Below are 16,734 nucleotides of genomic sequence, written 5' to 3' on the forward strand. Positions count from 1 at the left end.
CGGTTCCCCCGTCGGGTGGGCGGCTCTGCGTCGGTCAGGGATGGTCGAGGGGCACCTCTATGGGCTCCAGCGGCGTGCGGTCCGTTCCGACGAGGTGGTCCGGACGCGGCTCGCCGGCCGGGCGCGGAGGCTCCTGGACGGGGTTGTAGGTCAGGATCAGTACCCGCCGGGCGAACGGCGAGATGTTGGTCCCGGAGCCGTGCACGATCTGCGAGCTGAACAACAGCACGTCGCCACGGGCCCCCTTGGGGCTGGCCATGCCGTGCTGCTTCACGAGGTCGGCCAGCTCGGCGGGGGTCAGCGCGTAGTCGTCCGGATCTATGTGGCCGGTGCCGTCGCCTGCGGTCGCGCTCGGACGTTCCAGCGTGCCGAGCCGATGCGAGCCGCGCAGGAAGGTGATGGGGCCGTTGAACTCGGTGACGTCGTCGAGGAACAGCGCGACGTTGACCTGGTTGGCGACGGGCATGCCATCGGCGTCACGCCAGACGATGTAGTCCTGGTGCCAGGCCCACCGCTCCCCGCCGAACGCCTGCTTCGAATTGATCTTCATCTGGTGTACGTACAGGTCCGGACCGGCGATCTGGCGTGCCGGGCCGAGCAGCCGATCCGAACGCACCAGCCGGGCGAACAGCGGGTGGCGCCGGTGTGAGGCGTAGATGGCGCGCAGGGTGGTGCCGTCGGACTCGGTGATGAGGTGTGGGCCGGGCGTGCGCTGGTCCACTGCCAAGGCCGCCAGCAGGGTCTCCACCTCGTTGCCGGAGAAGACGTTCTCCAGCGTCACGAAGCCTTCGGTCCGATAGGCGGCATACTGCTCCTCGGTGAGTCTCATGGGCGCTCCCGATGGTGGGATGTCGGTCGATGCCAGCGGCATTAGGCGCGCAGCGGGCGCGAGCTGACCAGGCCGGGCGAGTCGTGGTGGCCGCGCTCGGCGCATCCGCATCCGCTTCAGCGCGGATGCGGGTCAGAGGGGTGGTTCCGGGCCGAGCGTCGCCGCCCGATCGCCGTCTGCATGTCGTTGGCAATACTTGCGACCATGAGCCGCCCGCCGCACCAGGGATGACCCCCAGGATCACCCCAGGGTCCACATGCGACTACGCCGAGTAGCCTGGGGTTGCGGCGGCCAGCGCCAGCGGGAGTGCGGCCCGTGAGTCGATGCCAAGCTTGCGATATGCCTGGGTGAGGTGCCATTCCACGGTCTTCACCGTGACGAAGAGCGTCTGCGCGATCTCCTCGTTCTGCAGACCCGCCGCGGCGAGCTCGGCCACGCGGTGTTGCTGAGTCGTCAGCAGCGGACGCGACTTGCGACCCGCACCCCCGGCCTCGATCGCATGTAGTTCCTCGTCCGCCCGGTCCCGCACCGCCCGCGCGCCGTAGGCGCCGGCCAGGTCGGCGGCGAGCCGCAGCTGCCTTCGGGCTTCACCACGCTTGCCGGCACGACGCAGTACTACGCCGTAGGCGAGCAGGCTCCGAGCCCGTTCCAAGGGATCGGGGAAGTTCTCCATCATCCCCGCTGCCTCCTTCACCAGGGGCAGGCCTCCGGCGCCGGGGGTCAACGTACCCAGGGTGCGCAGAGCGGCGGCGATCGGCCGGGCGGCGCCCGCGGACCGAGCCTCGGCCAGCTCCTGGCGGGCCAGCGACAGCGCTTCCTCGGTCCGGCCGGCCCGATGCAGCGCCACCGGAGCAGCCGGCCAGGAGAGCCGGACGCCCGAGGCCAGGCCCAGGTCCACGGCGAGCCGCCGAGCGCGCACCAGATCGTCCCAGCCCGACTCGGCGTCGCCCTGCTCGATGCGCAGCCGCCCGCGCGCCCGCAGCAACGGCAGTTGAGCGATGGTGTCCGGGCCCTCGACGGCGAACAGCTCCGGCTGGGCCAGTACCGCGTCCGCCGCCTCGACGGCACCCTGATCGACGAGAGCCTCGGCGCGGATCGCCGCGGCGAACGCCCGGGTCAGGCCGGGGGGATTCCAGCCCTCCCGCCCGGAGAGCACCTGCAGAGCCAGGTCCGCGGCACCGTCGACGTCACCGAGCTGGTGGTCCACCGCCGCTCGCATGCACAGGTCGAGACCCGCCAGCTCCGTGCCGATCCGGATCGCCGCGTCGCGCAATCGCAGGATCGCGTGCCGGGACTCCAGGAGCCGGCCGTCCGGTCCGAGCATCACGATGGCCAGCAGCGCGGCGACTCGCACCACGGTCTCGGCTCCCGACGGTGCGGGATCACGCAAAAGATCCTCTTGCAGCCGCGTGATGTGAGCGGCGGGCGAGCCCTGCCCCAACTGCGACCACGCGGCGCGAGCGGCAACACGCGAGGCGCCGTCCCGGGCCGATCCGTCGGGCTCGTGGACACTCGGGACGAGCTGGGCCACACCGGCCGACAGAGCCTCCAGCCGCAGGCCGTCGTGTGGATCCTGCGCCCCGGCGGAATCCCGCTGCAGCACAGTGATCGCGTCGTTGAACCTGCAGTCGAGGACCAGCCGCAGAGCGGGTGCTCCCGCGGCGTCCGGGCCGGCCGGCTCACCTTCTCCCGGCGCATCGGCGACGAGCGTCGGACCGAGCCGCCGGCCGGCATCGGTTTCCGCCAGGGCACGGGCGGCGCGGGCCTGCAGGTGACGGCGCACGAAGGCGGGGGTGGCGACGTCGACCGCGGCGCGCAGCATCGGCTGGGCGAAGTGCAGAGTCGGCCCGTCGCTCATCACCTCCGCGCCGACCAGGGCGGTCACGGCTTCGACAACGTCGGCCTCGGCGCAGTCCGCGGTCCGCGCCACGATCCCCGGGTCGGCGACGGCGCCCAGCACCGCGACGGCGCGGGCGATCCCCAGCGACAGCTCCGGCAGGCTGCGCAGTCGCCGGGACACCTCGTGCACCACCCGCGCGGGCGGGCGGCGCGAGAGCATGTCCAGTGCGGCCTCGGATACCGCGGGGCCGCGGCGGGCGAGCTCGGTCAGCAGCTCGTGCAGCAACAAGGGATTGCCGCCGGTGTCGTCGAAGCAGTCCTTGGCGAACCCGGCCGGAGTCGAGTCGCTCAGGTGCTGCGCCACCAGGTGTTCGGTGGCCTTCTCGCTCAGCGGGGCGAGCCGCACCGACGTCGTGTCCCGGGCCAGGCCGGCGGCGCTGAGCCACTCGGCCGCCGGTCCGCGATCGGCACGATCAGCGGCGACGGTCAGGACCATGGGCGTCCGTGCGGCGCGCGACGCGAGATAGCTGAGCAACCGCAGCGACGGCACGTCGGCCCAGCGCACATCGTCGACCACCACCACCAGGCGACGACGGCCGGCGACCTCGAGCAGCCCTCGCCGCAACCTGCGCAATTCGGCCGCGGACAGGGTGCCCCCGGGCTCCCGCGCGGCACGCGAGCCCTCGCCCGCCGACTCCATCAGCTGGGCCAGCACACCGAACGGCACCCCGGACTGGAACTCGTCGCCGCGGGCGGAAAGGACACAGTTTCCGCCCGCGGTGGCGCGTTGCCGCATCCTTTGCAATATGGTGGACTTGCCAAGTCCTGCGCCGCCCTCGACCACGACGAGGCCACCGCGACCGGCGTCGAGCTCACGAAGCACGTGGTCAATTCTTTGCAATTCTGCTGTCCGCTCCAGGAGGACAGGACAGTCATCACTCGAAGCACCAGTCATGCGAAGCTCCCCCGAACGCCGTAGACACAACCTACCCGCAGAGTACATAGTGGACTGTCGGACCGTCCAGAAGATATGCTCATGAGCACCTTCGAGACGATTTGCACTGTTGCCATTCGTCTCGGCCCCGGCTACCATTTGCCGCTCAGTTCCGAGAATGATCATCACACTTTGTACATTGACGAGCGTGCACCGATTATTGTCGAATGGAATCACCCAATGAGTGATCACGGGGAAACTCTTCCGCGTCCGCAGCATCGAATTTCGCCGCCGCCGGCGACCGACCCCGCTGCCGCCTACGACCAGCTGCGCGAACAGGCCGCGGCCTGCCCCCTGCGTGCCGTCGACGGATCGCTGATGTGGATCGCCGGGCGGCACGAGGGCGTGCGTACCGTGCTGAGCGACGCGCGCTTCGCCAACAATCCCGCGACGGTGCCCCACGGCAAGGCTCCGGCGTTGCAGGTCGACGCCATGCGCAAACTGGGCCTGGCCGAGGATCTCATCCCGTATCTGGCCGACACGATCCTGGACGCCGACGGCAGCGAGCACACGCGGCTGCGCCGGCTCGTGACGCCCGCCTTCTCGGTCCGGCGGGTCACCGCCCTTCGCCCGCGCATCGAGCAGCTCACCGACGACCTGCTCGACGCCTTGCCGAGCCACGCCACCGGCGGGGCGGCCGATCTGCTCGAGCACTTCGCCTATCCATTGCCCATCAATGTCATCGGTGAGCTGGTCGGTGTGCCCACGGCGGACCTGCCGGCCTGGCTGCGCTGGACCCACGACCTCTCCTTCGACCAGCAGGCCCTCGGCAAGACGCTGGGGCCGCTCGTCGACTACACCCACCACCTGGTGCGGCGGCGGCGCGTCGACCCGGGCGACGACGTGATCAGCGAACTGATCCGGATCCGCGACACCGACGGCGACCGGCTCAGCGACCGCGAGCTCGTCACGATGACCCTCAGCCTGGTCATCGCCGGCCACGACACCACCGCGAACTTCATCGCCAACAGTGTCTGGGCGTTGCTCAGCCACCCCGACCAGCTGGACCTGCTGCGCTCGAATCCCGCCCTGATGCCACAGGCCGTACAGGAACTGCTGCGATGGTGCGGGCCCGTCCTGGTCTCGCGTATGCGCTATGCCACCGGCGACATCGACGTGGGTTGGGCCCAGTTCCAGGCCGGCGATGCCATCACCGCCGCGCTCAGCGGCGCCAACCACGACCCGCGTACGTTTCCCGACCCGCAGAAGCTGGACATCAACCGGCCGACCACCGGCCGGGCCGAGACACACGTGTCCTTCGGCGCCGGCCCGCACTACTGCCTCGGGGCCGCGCTGGCCCGCCAGGAGGCCGAGACGGCGTTGAGCCGGTTGCTGGCCCGTTTCCCCGGACTCACGCTCACCGGGCAGGAGTTGCAATGGCATCCGGTCTCCGGGATGCGCAAGCTGGTCCGGCTGCCCGTGCGGTGGTGAGGTTCCCACCAGCCGCCCCTATGCCCCGGAAGGGGCCCGATCGGAGTGTCCACAGTCGGTGACCACACTGCGGCAGATGTCGTCCGGCCTGTCGTGCAAGAAGAAGTGGCCACCGGCGAACATGCGGATCCGGGTACGCGGGGCCAACCGTTGCCACCCGGACAGGAAGTCGCGGGTCACCACCGGATCGTCGATGCCACCGTAGATCGAGACCGGCGTCCGCAGCGGCGGATCGAAGACCGGCCGGTACCGCTCGATCAGATCGAGGTCGTCCCGCAGACGTGTCAGTACCTCCGGCCCGAACTCGGGGTCGGTCAGAATGCTCTCGGGCGTGCCGCCGAGCTGCCGGGCGTACTCCCGCATACTGGCGTCGGCGGCGGTGCGCACGCCCGGAGGGAAGCCGCGAGGGTAGCCCGGTGGCGCAGCCGCGCAGAGCACCAGGCGCTCCGGCAGCCGCGCGGCGGGATCGCGCTCGAGGCGGCGGACGGTCTCGGCCGCCGTGAGCGCGCCCAGGCTGTGCCCCAGCAGCACGTAGCGATCCGGGAGGGTGCCGAGCGCACCGGCCAGGGCATCGGCCCGTTCCTCGATGCCACGCGAGCCCGCGTCCTCCTCGTCCCAGTGCACGGCTGACACCGTCATCCCGGTCGCCCCCGCAGCCGCGGCCCATCCGCGGAACGCGACGACGCTGCCGCCGGCGTGCGGCACACAGACGAGGGCACGGCCGGTGCCCGGGCCAGGGGCAGCGCCGAAAGCCACGAGGGCCGCGCTCATCGCCCGGCCTCGCGTTGCGCGAAAACCTCGTACAGGCCGGTCTCTCGCAGACCCGGGTCCTGACGCACCCGGGCCGGCAATCCGGCCTCGCGCAGCAGCGCACAGAACTCGGCCAGCCGGTCGTCCTCGTCGTGCACCTCGGCGACGACCGCCTCGATGCGCGGCCAGTCCGCGCCGTCGACACCGCGCACCACGTCCAGCTCGGCGCGTTCGACGTCGACCTTGAGCAAGGCGACGGTGCCGACGTCGTACGCCCGGATCAACTCGGAGACGGTGGTGACCGGCACCGAGAGCTCATGGCCGTCGTGCAACCCCTCGACGAGCAGATCGATGAACTCGTCGTCCATGCCGCTGTTGCGCATGTAGGTCCTGGTCAGCGCGTCGTCGGCCGGACCGTCGGCGTACAGGCCGGAGTTGCCCGGGGCGGCCGGATAGTAGGTCAGGTTCCGCTCCCCCGCGACGGCAGCGACGGCGGTCCGGACCGCGACGGCACCGGGGACCCAGCGTTGCAGGTTCGCCTCCAGACAGTCGAACGTGTCCGGCACGGGCTCGGCGGCGATCACCTGCAGGTGCGGCTGCGCGGCGGCGAACATCATCGACACCAGCCCCACGTTGGCTCCGATGTCGAAAACCGTGTCCCCCGGGCGCAGTCGCTGAGCGGCGTGGCGGTAGAAGCCGTCCCCGGTGGCCTCCCGCCACATCAGCGACGCCTCCCCGGGGCTCGTGCACCACACCGCCCGTCCGTCGGGCAGCCGCAGCTCACGGCGTGCGCCAGCCATGTCTCCTCCGTTCCGTCAGGCTGCGGTGAGCCGCACCGGCGCCGACTCGTATCCCCAGATGAGGATCGATCGAGCCCGGCGCGGCGGCTGCACCGTCTCAGCCGTACGCACCCGGCGCAGCAGCTCCTCGAAGATCACCGTGAGCTCCGTCGTGGCCAGCGCCGAGCCCAGGCAGTAGTGCGGGCCGGCCGAGAAGGCCAGGTGCGGGTTGGGCCGCCGGTCGACCAGAAAGCGGTCCGGGTCGGCGAACACTGCGGGATCGCGATTCCCCGCGGCCAGCCACAGGGCGACCGGATCACCCGGCTGGAGTTCCTGACCGCCCAACTGCACCGGCGCGATCGCGGTGCGCAGGACGTGCATCGCCGGGCTGGTGAAGCGCAGGATCTCCTGCACCGCGCTCGTCAGCAGACCCGGATCGGCGCGCAGCCGTGCCCACTGGTCCGGGTTCGCGATCAGGGACAGCAGTCCGCCGACCGTGGCGTGCCGGGTCGTCTCGTTGCCGCCGGAGATCAACCCGTCGCAGTTGAGGAAGATCTCCTCGTCGGTCAGCGGCACGCCGTCGACCACGCCGTTGACCAGCGCGGTGACCACGTCCTCCCGGGGGTCCCGGCGACGCAGCCCGATCAGCTCCTCGTAGTACGACAGAATGTCGGCATGGGCCTCGGCCATGGCCAATACGTCGGCCTGCGCGCCGTCCGCGCCGAAGGCTGTCATGGTCCGGTCCAGCATGAAGTCCCAGTCGGACGGCGGCACGCCGAGCAGGTCGCAGATGACCGCCAGCGGCAGACGGGCGGCGACCCGGGTGAAGTCGCACACGCCGGCCTGGAGCGCCTCGTCGAGCGTCGCGGCGAAGGTTTCGCGCATGGTGCGTTCGAGGCGGCTCACCATCCGCGGAGTGAACGCCGAGCTGACGATCCTCTTGATCTTCGTATGCCGCGGCGGGTCGGTGATGATGAGCAACTTGCCCGCCGCGCTCGAGGTCGCGGCCGGATTCTGGTCCAGGCGCATCCCCCGTTCGGAGGTAAAGGCCCGGGGGTTCTTCAACACCTGCGAGATCAGCTCATGGGAAAGCACCACGCGGAATCGGCGGCCCTCGCGCTCACCCTCATGGATCGGCTGTTCAGCGTGCAGGCGCCGCCACAGCTGCTCGGGCTCGCCGTCGAGGTAGAGGTCCGGATCGTAGAGGTGCTCGGCGCTGGTGAGCGGCATACGGACTGATCTCCCCGTTCCGTCGGCGGCCACCCGATGATGCGCGCCGCACGGCCGGAGCACAGCCCCAGAGTTTTCCGGTACGGCACGCCGTGAAGACCAGGGGTGCCTCGCCGCGCCACCGCCTGAGCACGGTGCAGGACCGGATCGACGGGGATCCGGCCCTATCGGCGGTCATCGCCCGCACCGTGCGTCGAAGAACCTCGCGGCGGTCCAGCCTGTTCACGGCCGCGCCGGCGTGGGACCAGCCCCTCGGTCGGCAACGCCTGGCCGCGGGCCGCTCACGGATCACCCACCGAGCGTTCGCGGCGGGCCGGCTCAGGGTCGGCCGTCCGCCCGGATCCCGGTCCAGCGCAGTTCGGCGGGCAGGTGACTCATGTCGTTGAACATCACCAGCGTGGGCGCCAGGCCGGTGCGGTACTCGATCACGGTGAGTCCCGTGTTGGCGCTGTCCAGGCTCAGCCATCGCACCAGGGGCGCCTCAAGGGCTTCGCGGACCAGCCACGCGATCGGATAGGCGTGCGTGACGAGCACCTCGTACGTGTCGGGCTCGCCCGCGGCGGGCACCTGGCCGAATCGGGCCACGAGCGCGTCGGCGAGCTTTCGGCCCGCAGCGGCCTCCGTCTCGTCGTAGCCGTCGAAGAAACCGGCCCACGATCGGGGCATCTCGGCCGCGTCCGGCACGTACGGAACGTGATCGACAAGCTCGGCGGACTCCGACACGGGGACTCCGGGCAGATGGCGGGCCAGCTCCTGCGCGCTGGCCGCGGCACGCGGCAGCGGCGAGTGCCGGATGTGTTGAATCGGCAGGCCGGCGAGCCGTTCGCCCAGCAGACTCGCCTGTCGCCGCCCGGTGTCCTTGATCTCGCCGAATGCGTCCGCCGCGCCGTGTCGTACAACGTAGAGGTGTCGGGTTGCCATGGGCTCGAACCTACCTGCCACCCCGGCTCGCATCGCGCGGGATGCCCAATGTCGACAGCAGGTCCTCATGCAGCTCCATCCACACCGCGTGGCACGAGGAGACGCCGATGCCGGCCACCCACTGCTGCTCACCCGCCCGGGCCCGGACCAGTGCGGACGAGAACCGCTCGTCGTAGCCGCCCAAGCGCGCCAGCACCGCGCCCAGGCCGGCGATCAGCCCGGTCAGCTCGGCGTCGAGCGCCGTCAACTCGTCGAGCACCCGCGCGTCCCACTGCGCGTCGCTGTGATCGTTGGTCGCCAGCCGGTTCCCCTCGCTCGGCCGTAGTTGCCAGTCGGTGCAGGCTCTGACCAGCCGGCCGTTCAGCGTCTCGAAAACCGCGTGCCCCTGCTCGACGGCGTGGCGTGCCCCGGCCCGGTCGAGTTCGGCAGCGAGTTGGCGGCTGTCCTCGTCGCGGCCGCGTTCGGTGAGGGTCCAGCCGCTGGTGTCACCGAACGCGACGTGCGTGACCCAGCCATAGGCCTCGAAGTCCTCGAGCAGCTCGGTGGTCTTTTCCTCGGCGATGCCCGCTCGCTGGGAAATCGCGGCGGCGCCGGCCATGCCGGACACCCGGATTCCGTGCAGAACGAGGAGCTCCGGTGTGGAAGCGTACGTCATGGCAGAGAGCATTCAGACTGCCCGGTCGGACGTCAACGCCGACGCGCGCGGCCCGGACACGTAGGGTTGCCATCGGTCATTTCGGGTTAATCACCCTCCGGAGGATGCGATGCTTATCGATCTTATCGACGCCGATGCCGCCACCGCGGGAGGCAAGGCGGCCGCCCTCGGCCGGCTGCTGCGCGCCGGGCTGCCGGTGCCGCCGGGGTTCGTGGTGCCGACCACGGTGTACGACCAGGTCGCCGCCGGGCTCAGCAGCGGCGACGCGGGCACCACCCGGGGTCTGCTCGCGGAAGCGGTGCTCCCGCCGGAACTGCCCGGCCGGATCGAGCAGGAACTCGCCCGTATGGGTGACCCGCCCGTGGCCGTGCGCTCGTCGGCGACCAGCGAGGACACCGCCGACGCGACGGCGGCCGGGCAGCACGACACCTTCCTCGGTGTCAGCGGCACCGCGGCGGTGGCCGACGCCGTGCGCCGGTGCTGGGCCTCCGTGTGGTCGGATCGCGCCGTTGCCTACCGCCACCGGGCCGCCACCACCGAGCCGCCCGGCGTGGCGGTGCTGGTGCAGGAATTGGTGGACGCCGAGGTCGCCGGCGTGCTGTTCACCGGAACCGACGTCCGCGTCGAAGGCTCCTGGGGGCTGGGCGAGAGCGTCGTCGCCGGCCGCGTCACCCCCGACTCGTGGACGGTCTCCGGCGACCGGGTCGTGGGCCGGATGCTGGGCGGCAAAACCACGCGTGTCGACCGCCAGGACGGCACGGTCGTCACCCGGGAGGTGGACCCTGCGGACCGCGAACGGTTCTGCCTGCCCGACGAGGAGGTGCTACGGCTGGCTCACCTCGGCCGGGAGGTGGCCCGACTCCTTCAACAGCCGCAGGACATCGAGTGGGCGTACGCCCGGGGCCGAATCTGGCTCCTGCAAGCGCGTCCGATCACGTCCGAGCTTCCTGACCTGGCCACACCGGCCGACGGGGACACCACCGTCCTGACCGGCACGCCCGGCAGCACCGGCGTCGCCCGGGGCCCGGTGCGCGTGGTGCGGGGAATCGGGGACTTCGGCCGCGTCCGCTCCGGTGACATCCTCGTCTGCCGGACCACCGACCCGGCCTGGACTCCCCTGTTCGGCGTGGTCGCCGCGGTCGTCACCGAGACCGGGGGCGTCCTCTCGCACGCGGCGATCGTGGCGCGCGAGCAGGGCCTGCCCGCCGTCCTCGCCGTCGGCGAGGCCACGACCACCCTGCACGAGGACGCCATGGTCGAAGTCGACGGCAGCACAGGGCGTATCACCGTGTTCTGACGGCGCCGACCGCACGTCCGGTGCACCTTTCCCGCCGGGTCACGTGCCATCGACTCGCCATTCCGGCCAAACATTAAACCGCCACCTCCGGTACGGAATTCAGCACCCCTTATTCGACACAAGTATCCAACACCTGATACTGCAAGAAACGCGCCCGGGGCTGGGGTCCGTCCATCGGCGAGAAAAGGCGGACGCCCTTTCTCCTCCCGGCGGACCTCGGTAGCCGCACCACGGCAAGGAAGGACCTGCCGACACCGCGACAGCCGCCTGCGGCCCGACGACCCCGCCTCTGCTGCCGGTGGACCGAGCACACCCCACTGGCAGCACCGGGACAACGGATCCCACGACTGCGGATTCCAGCTCCGGCTGGCCTCTAGGCGTTTTGCCCATGTGCGGAGGGATTTGAGGAGTGGGCCGTCACGGCGTGGGCAGGGCCCCGATCCGGGCGTGAACTTGTGCGCCCATCCAGTGCGAGGTGCGTCCGCCGGCGGGGCAAGCGGGTTGCGCACGTCGGCTTCGGCCGGCCGCTCGGCCCGGTCGCCCAGGGCCCGTCGTCGTGCCGGCAGCGGCCGATGCCCCGGCTCGATGCCGAGTTTTCGCTGGTGAAACCAGTACAGGCGGCCACGATCAGTTCAGCCTGCGATACGTCGAGGGCGCGTCGGAGCCTGTGCAGGCGATGCGGGTGTCGGTGCCCAGCGGACCCCACGCTGATCGAGACCGGGCAGGCCCTTGCCGGATCGTTGCCCTCATCAACGCCGTGACCGTGATCAAGGCGCGCGGGCCGGCACATACCTGGCATCGGCGGGGCTGCGGGCCGAGCAGCACGCGAGCTCGGCCCGGCCGAGCCGGCCATCGGGTACCGGCCAGGCCGATCATCGCCGCCGTGGTGCGGCTCGGAAGAAATAGCACAGCATCACAAGATGCTCAAGGATGCCGATGCACGAAAATGCATCTCACAGATCAGATAACGGAAAGCAACGTCAGCCTTAACATTAGTTGACCATCAATGTTGCGAGTGCTAGCTTGGCGATCGTGGGTACATTCGGGGAACCGCACATTCGTGACGCTACGCAGTTTGATCTCTCTGCTTATCCGCGAGCGCCACAAAATCTTCTCCATCGAGCAGTCCCGTCCGCCGATTGCGGACACCTCGATGTTTCGGCGCGCCGGTCACCCGTGCGAGCGCCCTTGACCGGCGAAGAACGGCGCAGACCGCCAGCACACGGCACGACGCCAGGCGTGACCAACCGCCGGCCCCGCACCGCCGGATCGCGTAGCGGCCAGGCGCTCGCCCGAGCCGGCGGTGGCCGACCGTGACGGTGGCGCCCCGTGACCGTACGGCGGCCCGGACCGGGCTGCACCTCGCGGCCGGCTGGTACATCGCCCTGCCGTCGGGCTCGCTGACCACGAAGCCACAGGCGCTGCCGCTGTTCGGGCACCATCTGGTGGCCTGGCGCGACGGCAGCGGCCACGCCGTCATCGCGCAGCGCCGCAGCGAGTTGGCGAACGTGGACCCGGCCGAACGCTCGCCGGATGCCACGCGGCTGCGCAGTTACCCGGTGCTGGAACGCTACGGCTACCTCTGGGCCTGGTACGGCGGAGCCGAACCGGCGTATCCGCTCCCCCGGGTTCCGGCGCTCGACGGCGACCGGAAGCGCTACCTGACCTACCGCTTCTCCCACACCACCGAGGGATCGCCCCGGCGGATTCTGGAGAACGCGTTCGACTTCTATCACTTCATGTTCCTGCACGGGGTGAAATCCCGGATCCCGATGGACATGACGCTGCTCCCGGACCAGCAGGCCGCGGCCGAGAACGGCCCGCCGATAGCCGACGGCGCCTGGTTCGGCGCCCAGTTGACCGCCCGCGGTCTGTACATACCGCAGCCGTTCCGCACCTTCGGTTACCGCACCGAGCGCTCCGACGTGCTGGTCGACAGCTGGCCGACCGGTCAGAGGCTCACGTTCCTGCTGGACGGTGAGGTGGTGGCCAAGGAACTGCTCGGCATCACGCCGGTGGCGGCGGGCCGGACCGTCATGCGGGGCTGGACGCTGGTGGCCCGCACCGGACGGCCGATCCGAGACGTGCTGACCTACCTGGGATACCGGGCCCAGCACCGGCAGGGCACGCTGCAGGACCTGGTCATCTACCGGCACGCCGTCGAGTCCGCACCCGTCGTCCCGGTGAAGTACGACCACGGGGTGCTCAAGTTCCGCAAGTTCTACGCCGGCTGGGCCGAACACGCCGCCCGGGCCGAGGCGGGGAGCGGGTGAGCCGATGAGACACGACACGACCCGGACGAGCACAGAACTGCGGGCCGCACTCGATCTGGCGGCCAGTTGGTACGTCGCCCTACCGTCGGGGGACCTGACGAGACGACCGGCGTCGCTGACCCTCTTCGGACAGCAAGTCGTGGCCTGGCGGGGCAGCGACGGCCATCCGGTACTGATGCCCCGCGCTTGCCCACACATGGGCGCCAGCCTCGCCCACGGCAAGATCGTCGACGGCCTGCTGGAGTGCCCGTTCCACGGCTGGAAGTTCGACAGCTCGGGCACATGCGTCCAGATCCCCGGATCCGACCGCATCCCCGCCGCGGCACACCGGCGGCCATGGCCGGTGGTCGAACGATACGGCTACGTCTGGGCCTGGTACGGCAGTGCCGAGCCACTGTTCGCTCTCCCGGAGCTGCCCGCCCTCGACGCCGGTCCGGCCTGGTATCGGCGCTTCCGGTTCGCCGACACCGTCACGACATCGGTGCGGCACGTCCTGGAGAGGACCTACGACGCCGGCTACCTGGCCGCGGTGCACGGCTTGCGGGCCGGGAAACCCCGGTTGCGCATGCTGGCTCCTGAGGACTTCACCGGCGACCACGGGTCACCGATCCCGGCGCAGGCATGGCTCGGCGCCGAGATACGACTGCCCCGGCGCGCCACAGCCCTCAAGACGCTCGCCGGATCGGCAGGCACCGACGCCGGCCAGATCACGCTACGGGTCGACGGCTGGCCCACCGGACAGCGCATCTCATCCTTCTCCGACGGTGTCCCGCAGTACCGGATGCTGCTGGCGACCACACCCGTCGCGCCGGGTCACACCGTCAGGCACGTGGCGACCGCCGTCGAGAAGACCGGCCGGGTCCGGACGGACCTGGTACAGCTCTTGACGAGCCGGGTCACCGCGACCGCGACGGCTCGCCGGGGCCAGCCGGTCCGGGAGAACGACCACGCCGAGGGCAACGACGGCGTCCGGCTGTTCCAGCGCTTTTACCAGTCGTGGGTGGACCGGGTGGTCGACGCTGACCATTATCGCGCCGGCCGCTCGGCCGCGTCCGGCACTGATGACGGCCCAGGCGGCGCCGAAGGATCTATGCCGGCGTGACGGCCGGCCGGCGCAAGGGCTCCCGCCCGAGCGCATTCGCCGCCCCCGTTCCGCCTTCGTGAAACGTTTTTTCACAGCCGCCGAGCGGACGGGGCACGGTGCCGGCACAGGGGTGCACCGGACTGCGGCCCCCGGATCGATGCGAACACGGAAAGGGCGGCGTCGCCACACCGGCGTGGCAACAATTCTCGTGCTCATCCGAGCACCGTCAGTGTCCTTTTAGGAGGGTCACGGGGCGGGCCGGTCGAAAGTTTGGACTCCAGGTATGTCAGTGCGTTTGATCGACGACGTGTCCCATCGCAGCCGTTCCTCGGCCGTTCGCGGCCGGGTCCTCGAGCTGCTCGCTCTGGGCTACAGCTCGAAGATGATCTGCGAGGAGCTCTACCTGTCCCGCACCGCGCTCGATTACCACGTCGCCGCCCTTCGCGACACGCTTCAGGCGGCGAACCGGGCATCGATCGTGGCCCGCGCGTACAACCAGGGCGTGCTCCAGCCGGATTCCTGGCCTCCGGCGCTCAAAGAAGAGCCTTGAGCCGTTGTGCCTGCCCTTCTGCCGTCATGGCCGCACCCGGCCGCCGGTCGGGTCCCGGTCATCGGCGGGCACCGACGGCCCGGTGAGCCGCGGTACCAGCGACCGGCAGGCCACGGCGATCGCCACGCCCAACCCCAGTCCCGCGAGGACGTCGTGGGGATAGTGCACGCCGGCGAGCACCCGGGCGAGCGCCACGACAAGCGCGACCGGCACCGCCACCGACGCCAGGCGCGGTACGAGCAGCACGACGCCCGTGGCCAGTGCACCGGCGATGGCGGCGTGGTCACTGGGGAACGACCAGTGGCCCTCCGCGGGACAGGCGAGCCACGTCGCGGTGTCGGCGAACGCCCGGCAGGGACGCTCCTCCTCGACGGCCGCCTTCACCGCGCCGCTGACCACGTCTGCGATCAGAGCGCCGACCAGCACGGCCGGTGCCCCGAGCCACAGCACCCGGCGATCACCGCGCCGCATCCACGCCGCCACGAACACCAGGGTGAACAGCACCAGCAGACCGGCGCCGGATAGCTGTCCACCGGCGGCCGTGACCCACGGCGGGGCACCGGCGACCGCCGAGGTCAGCTCGCGATAGACAACCGCGGACGGGCCGTCACGAACCAGGAGAACGCCGTGCCCGGCGGCTCCGGGCGGCACCAGCAATGCCACGGCGGCACCGCCCGCCACCAAGGCGAGCACCACGATCACGAGTTGCCGCAGCCCGGTACGGGCGACCGGTCGGGCGCTCACCTGGCCTCCGTCAGGTTGAGGATGACCACGCCGGCGATGATCAGCAGCATCGCGCTCACCTTCGCGACGGTGAGCGACTCACCGAAGACGTGCCAGCCGATGAGAGCGATCGCCGCCGTGCCGACGCCCGACCAGATCGCGTACGCGACACTGACCTGCAGGTGCCGCACGGCCAAGGCCAGCAGCGTGAACGACAGCACGTAGGCCACTCCGACGATCAGACTCGGCACCAGCCGGCTCAGACCGGAGCTCATCTTGAGAGCGGTGGTGCCGACGACCTCGGCGGCGATCGCTCCGATGAGCAGAATCCAGGCCATTCCCATCCTTTCGTCGGTGACCGGCGCCGGCAGTGCGCCCGGCCGTGGATCCCTCAGGACCGGTCGCCACGGCGCGGCGCATCTACCGGCCCCGGGCGGGTCTTCCCGATCGGCGGTGAGCCGAAGGTGATGTTCTCCGAGCCGCTGCCGATCTGCTCGACATCGCTCCATCCGTGCCCGGCCAGGCGGTCGAGCAGCTGGCGCACGACGTGCTCCGGCGCGGAGGCGCCGCTGGTCACGCCGATGGTGCCGACGCCCTGCAGCCAGCGCGCATCGAGCTGATCGGCGTTGTCGACGAGATGGGCGGCGCGAGCTCCGGCCCGCCGGGCCACGGTGACCAGCCGCTGCGAGTTGGACGAGGTGGGCGATCCCACGACCAGGACGAGGTCGCACCGGGCGGCGATCGCCGCTATCGCGTTCTGCCGGTTGGTGGAGGCGTAGCAGACGTCGTCGCTCGGGGGTTGCATCAGATGCGGGAACCGCTCGCGCAGCCGCGTCACGGTCGCTTCGACGTCGCCGACGGCGAGCGTGGTCTGTGACAGCCACACCACGGGCCGGTCCTCGTCCAGGGCCAGGTTCGCGACGGCGGCCGGATCGTCGGGGTCGACGACATGGGTGTGCTGTGGGGCGTGACCACGGGTACCCGCGACCTCGATGTGATCGTGATGCCCGATCAGCACGATCTGGTGATCGTCGCGGGCGTAGCGGCGTGCCTCGGCGTGAACCTTCGACACCAGCGGGCAGGTGGCGTCGACGACGCTGAGCGATCGGCGGTGTGCGTGCCGGCGGACCTCCGGGGAAACCCCGTGCGCGGAGAACACGACGACCGAGCTCGGCGGCACCTCGTCCAGGTCGTCGGTGAAGACCGCGCCGGCCGCCTCAAGCTCGGCGATGACGTGGGTGTTGTGCACGATCTCATGCCGCACGTAGACCGGCGGGCCGTACTCCGCCAGTGCCGACCGCACGGCCCGTACCGCCCGGTCGACACCCGCACAGAAACCCCGCGGCGCCGCGAGCAGAACCTTGCGGGTCACATGAACG

At 70.7% G+C, this 16,734-nt stretch carries 15 protein-coding genes; 5 read left to right on the top strand and 10 right to left on the bottom strand.

The genetic code is table 11. From position 1 onward, the window contains the following. Positions 1-34: 34 nt before the first annotated feature. Complete coding sequence (locus ACSHV8_RS24230; RefSeq protein WP_436536050.1) at positions 35-829, bottom strand: phytanoyl-CoA dioxygenase family protein; 795 nt, start codon at positions 827-829, stop codon at positions 35-37. Positions 830-1,091: 262 nt separating this feature from the next. Further along, positions 1,092-3,881, bottom strand: a complete 2,790-nt coding sequence (locus ACSHV8_RS24235) for an AAA family ATPase (RefSeq protein WP_436536051.1) — start codon at positions 3,879-3,881, stop codon at positions 1,092-1,094. Here ACSHV8_RS24235 and ACSHV8_RS24240 point away from each other — a divergent pair. Continuing rightward, a complete protein-coding gene (locus ACSHV8_RS24240) occupies positions 3,843-5,093 on the top strand; it encodes a cytochrome P450 family protein (RefSeq protein ID WP_436536052.1) in 1,251 nt (416 codons plus the stop codon). The two genes, ACSHV8_RS24235 and ACSHV8_RS24240, sit on opposite strands and share 39 nt — an antisense overlap. An 18-nt stretch (positions 5,094-5,111) precedes the next feature. On the opposite strand, the gene ACSHV8_RS24245 is transcribed toward ACSHV8_RS24240, so the two are convergent. The 5 genes from ACSHV8_RS24245 to ACSHV8_RS24265 form a co-directional block, all read right to left on the bottom strand. After that, complete coding sequence (locus ACSHV8_RS24245; protein WP_436536053.1) at positions 5,112-5,864, bottom strand: thioesterase II family protein; 753 nt, start codon at positions 5,862-5,864, stop codon at positions 5,112-5,114. Then, positions 5,861-6,643: an FkbM family methyltransferase gene (locus tag ACSHV8_RS24250; RefSeq protein ID WP_436536054.1), complete on the bottom strand. Its 783-nt coding sequence runs from the start codon at positions 6,641-6,643 to the stop codon at positions 5,861-5,863. Before ACSHV8_RS24250 ends, ACSHV8_RS24245 begins: the two co-directional genes overlap by 4 nt. Positions 6,644-6,658: 15 nt before the next feature. Continuing rightward, positions 6,659-7,852 carry a cytochrome P450 gene (locus ACSHV8_RS24255; protein WP_436536055.1) on the bottom strand — a complete coding sequence of 398 codons (1,194 nt, stop codon included), beginning with the start codon at positions 7,850-7,852 and terminating at the stop codon, positions 6,659-6,661. A gap of 318 nt (positions 7,853-8,170) precedes the next feature. After that, a complete protein-coding gene (locus ACSHV8_RS24260) occupies positions 8,171-8,773 on the bottom strand; it encodes a histidine phosphatase family protein (RefSeq protein WP_436536056.1) in 603 nt (200 codons plus the stop codon). A gap of 10 nt (positions 8,774-8,783) precedes the next feature. Further along, a complete protein-coding gene (locus ACSHV8_RS24265; RefSeq protein WP_436536057.1) occupies positions 8,784-9,428 on the bottom strand; it encodes a transcriptional regulator in 645 nt (214 codons plus the stop codon). Positions 9,429-9,537: 109 nt separating this feature from the next. Between ACSHV8_RS24265 and ACSHV8_RS24270 the strand changes: the two genes are divergently transcribed. The 4 genes from ACSHV8_RS24270 to ACSHV8_RS24285 all read left to right on the top strand — a co-directional run bounded on the left by ACSHV8_RS24270 (position 9,538) and on the right by ACSHV8_RS24285 (position 14,632). Continuing rightward, complete coding sequence (locus ACSHV8_RS24270) at positions 9,538-10,725, top strand: PEP/pyruvate-binding domain-containing protein (RefSeq protein ID WP_436536058.1); 1,188 nt, start codon at positions 9,538-9,540, stop codon at positions 10,723-10,725. Positions 10,726-12,038: 1,313 nt separating this feature from the next. Beyond that, on the top strand, positions 12,039-12,998 hold the full coding sequence (locus tag ACSHV8_RS24275) for a hypothetical protein (RefSeq protein ID WP_436536059.1): 960 nt from the start codon (positions 12,039-12,041) through the stop codon (positions 12,996-12,998). A gap of 4 nt (positions 12,999-13,002) precedes the next feature. Then, positions 13,003-14,100, top strand: coding sequence for a Rieske 2Fe-2S domain-containing protein (locus tag ACSHV8_RS24280; protein ID WP_436536060.1), 1,098 nt, complete (start codon positions 13,003-13,005; stop codon positions 14,098-14,100). 265 nt (positions 14,101-14,365) lie between these two features. Next, positions 14,366-14,632 (top strand): LuxR C-terminal-related transcriptional regulator, encoded by a 267-nt coding sequence (locus tag ACSHV8_RS24285; protein WP_436536061.1) that lies wholly within the window; start codon positions 14,366-14,368, stop codon positions 14,630-14,632. Positions 14,633-14,656: 24 nt separating this feature from the next. On the opposite strand, the gene ACSHV8_RS24290 is transcribed toward ACSHV8_RS24285, so the two are convergent. Genes ACSHV8_RS24290 through ACSHV8_RS24300 form a run of 3 tightly spaced genes read right to left on the bottom strand, consistent with a single transcriptional unit; the run spans position 14,657 to position 16,727 of the window. Then, a complete protein-coding gene (locus tag ACSHV8_RS24290; RefSeq protein ID WP_436536062.1) occupies positions 14,657-15,376 on the bottom strand; it encodes a phosphatase PAP2 family protein in 720 nt (239 codons plus the stop codon). After that, a complete protein-coding gene (locus tag ACSHV8_RS24295) occupies positions 15,373-15,693 on the bottom strand; it encodes a DMT family transporter (RefSeq protein WP_436536063.1) in 321 nt (106 codons plus the stop codon). Before ACSHV8_RS24295 ends, ACSHV8_RS24290 begins: the two co-directional genes overlap by 4 nt. Before the next feature lie 53 nt (positions 15,694-15,746). After that, entirely contained in the window at positions 15,747-16,727 is a 981-nt protein-coding gene (locus tag ACSHV8_RS24300; RefSeq protein WP_436536064.1) for a 4-hydroxy-3-methylbut-2-enyl diphosphate reductase, read from the bottom strand. Between the last annotated feature and the right edge of the window lie 7 nt (positions 16,728-16,734).

Source organism: Actinoplanes sp. HUAS TT8 (assembly GCF_051380535.1).
Lineage (GTDB): Bacteria > Actinomycetota > Actinomycetes > Mycobacteriales > Micromonosporaceae > Actinoplanes.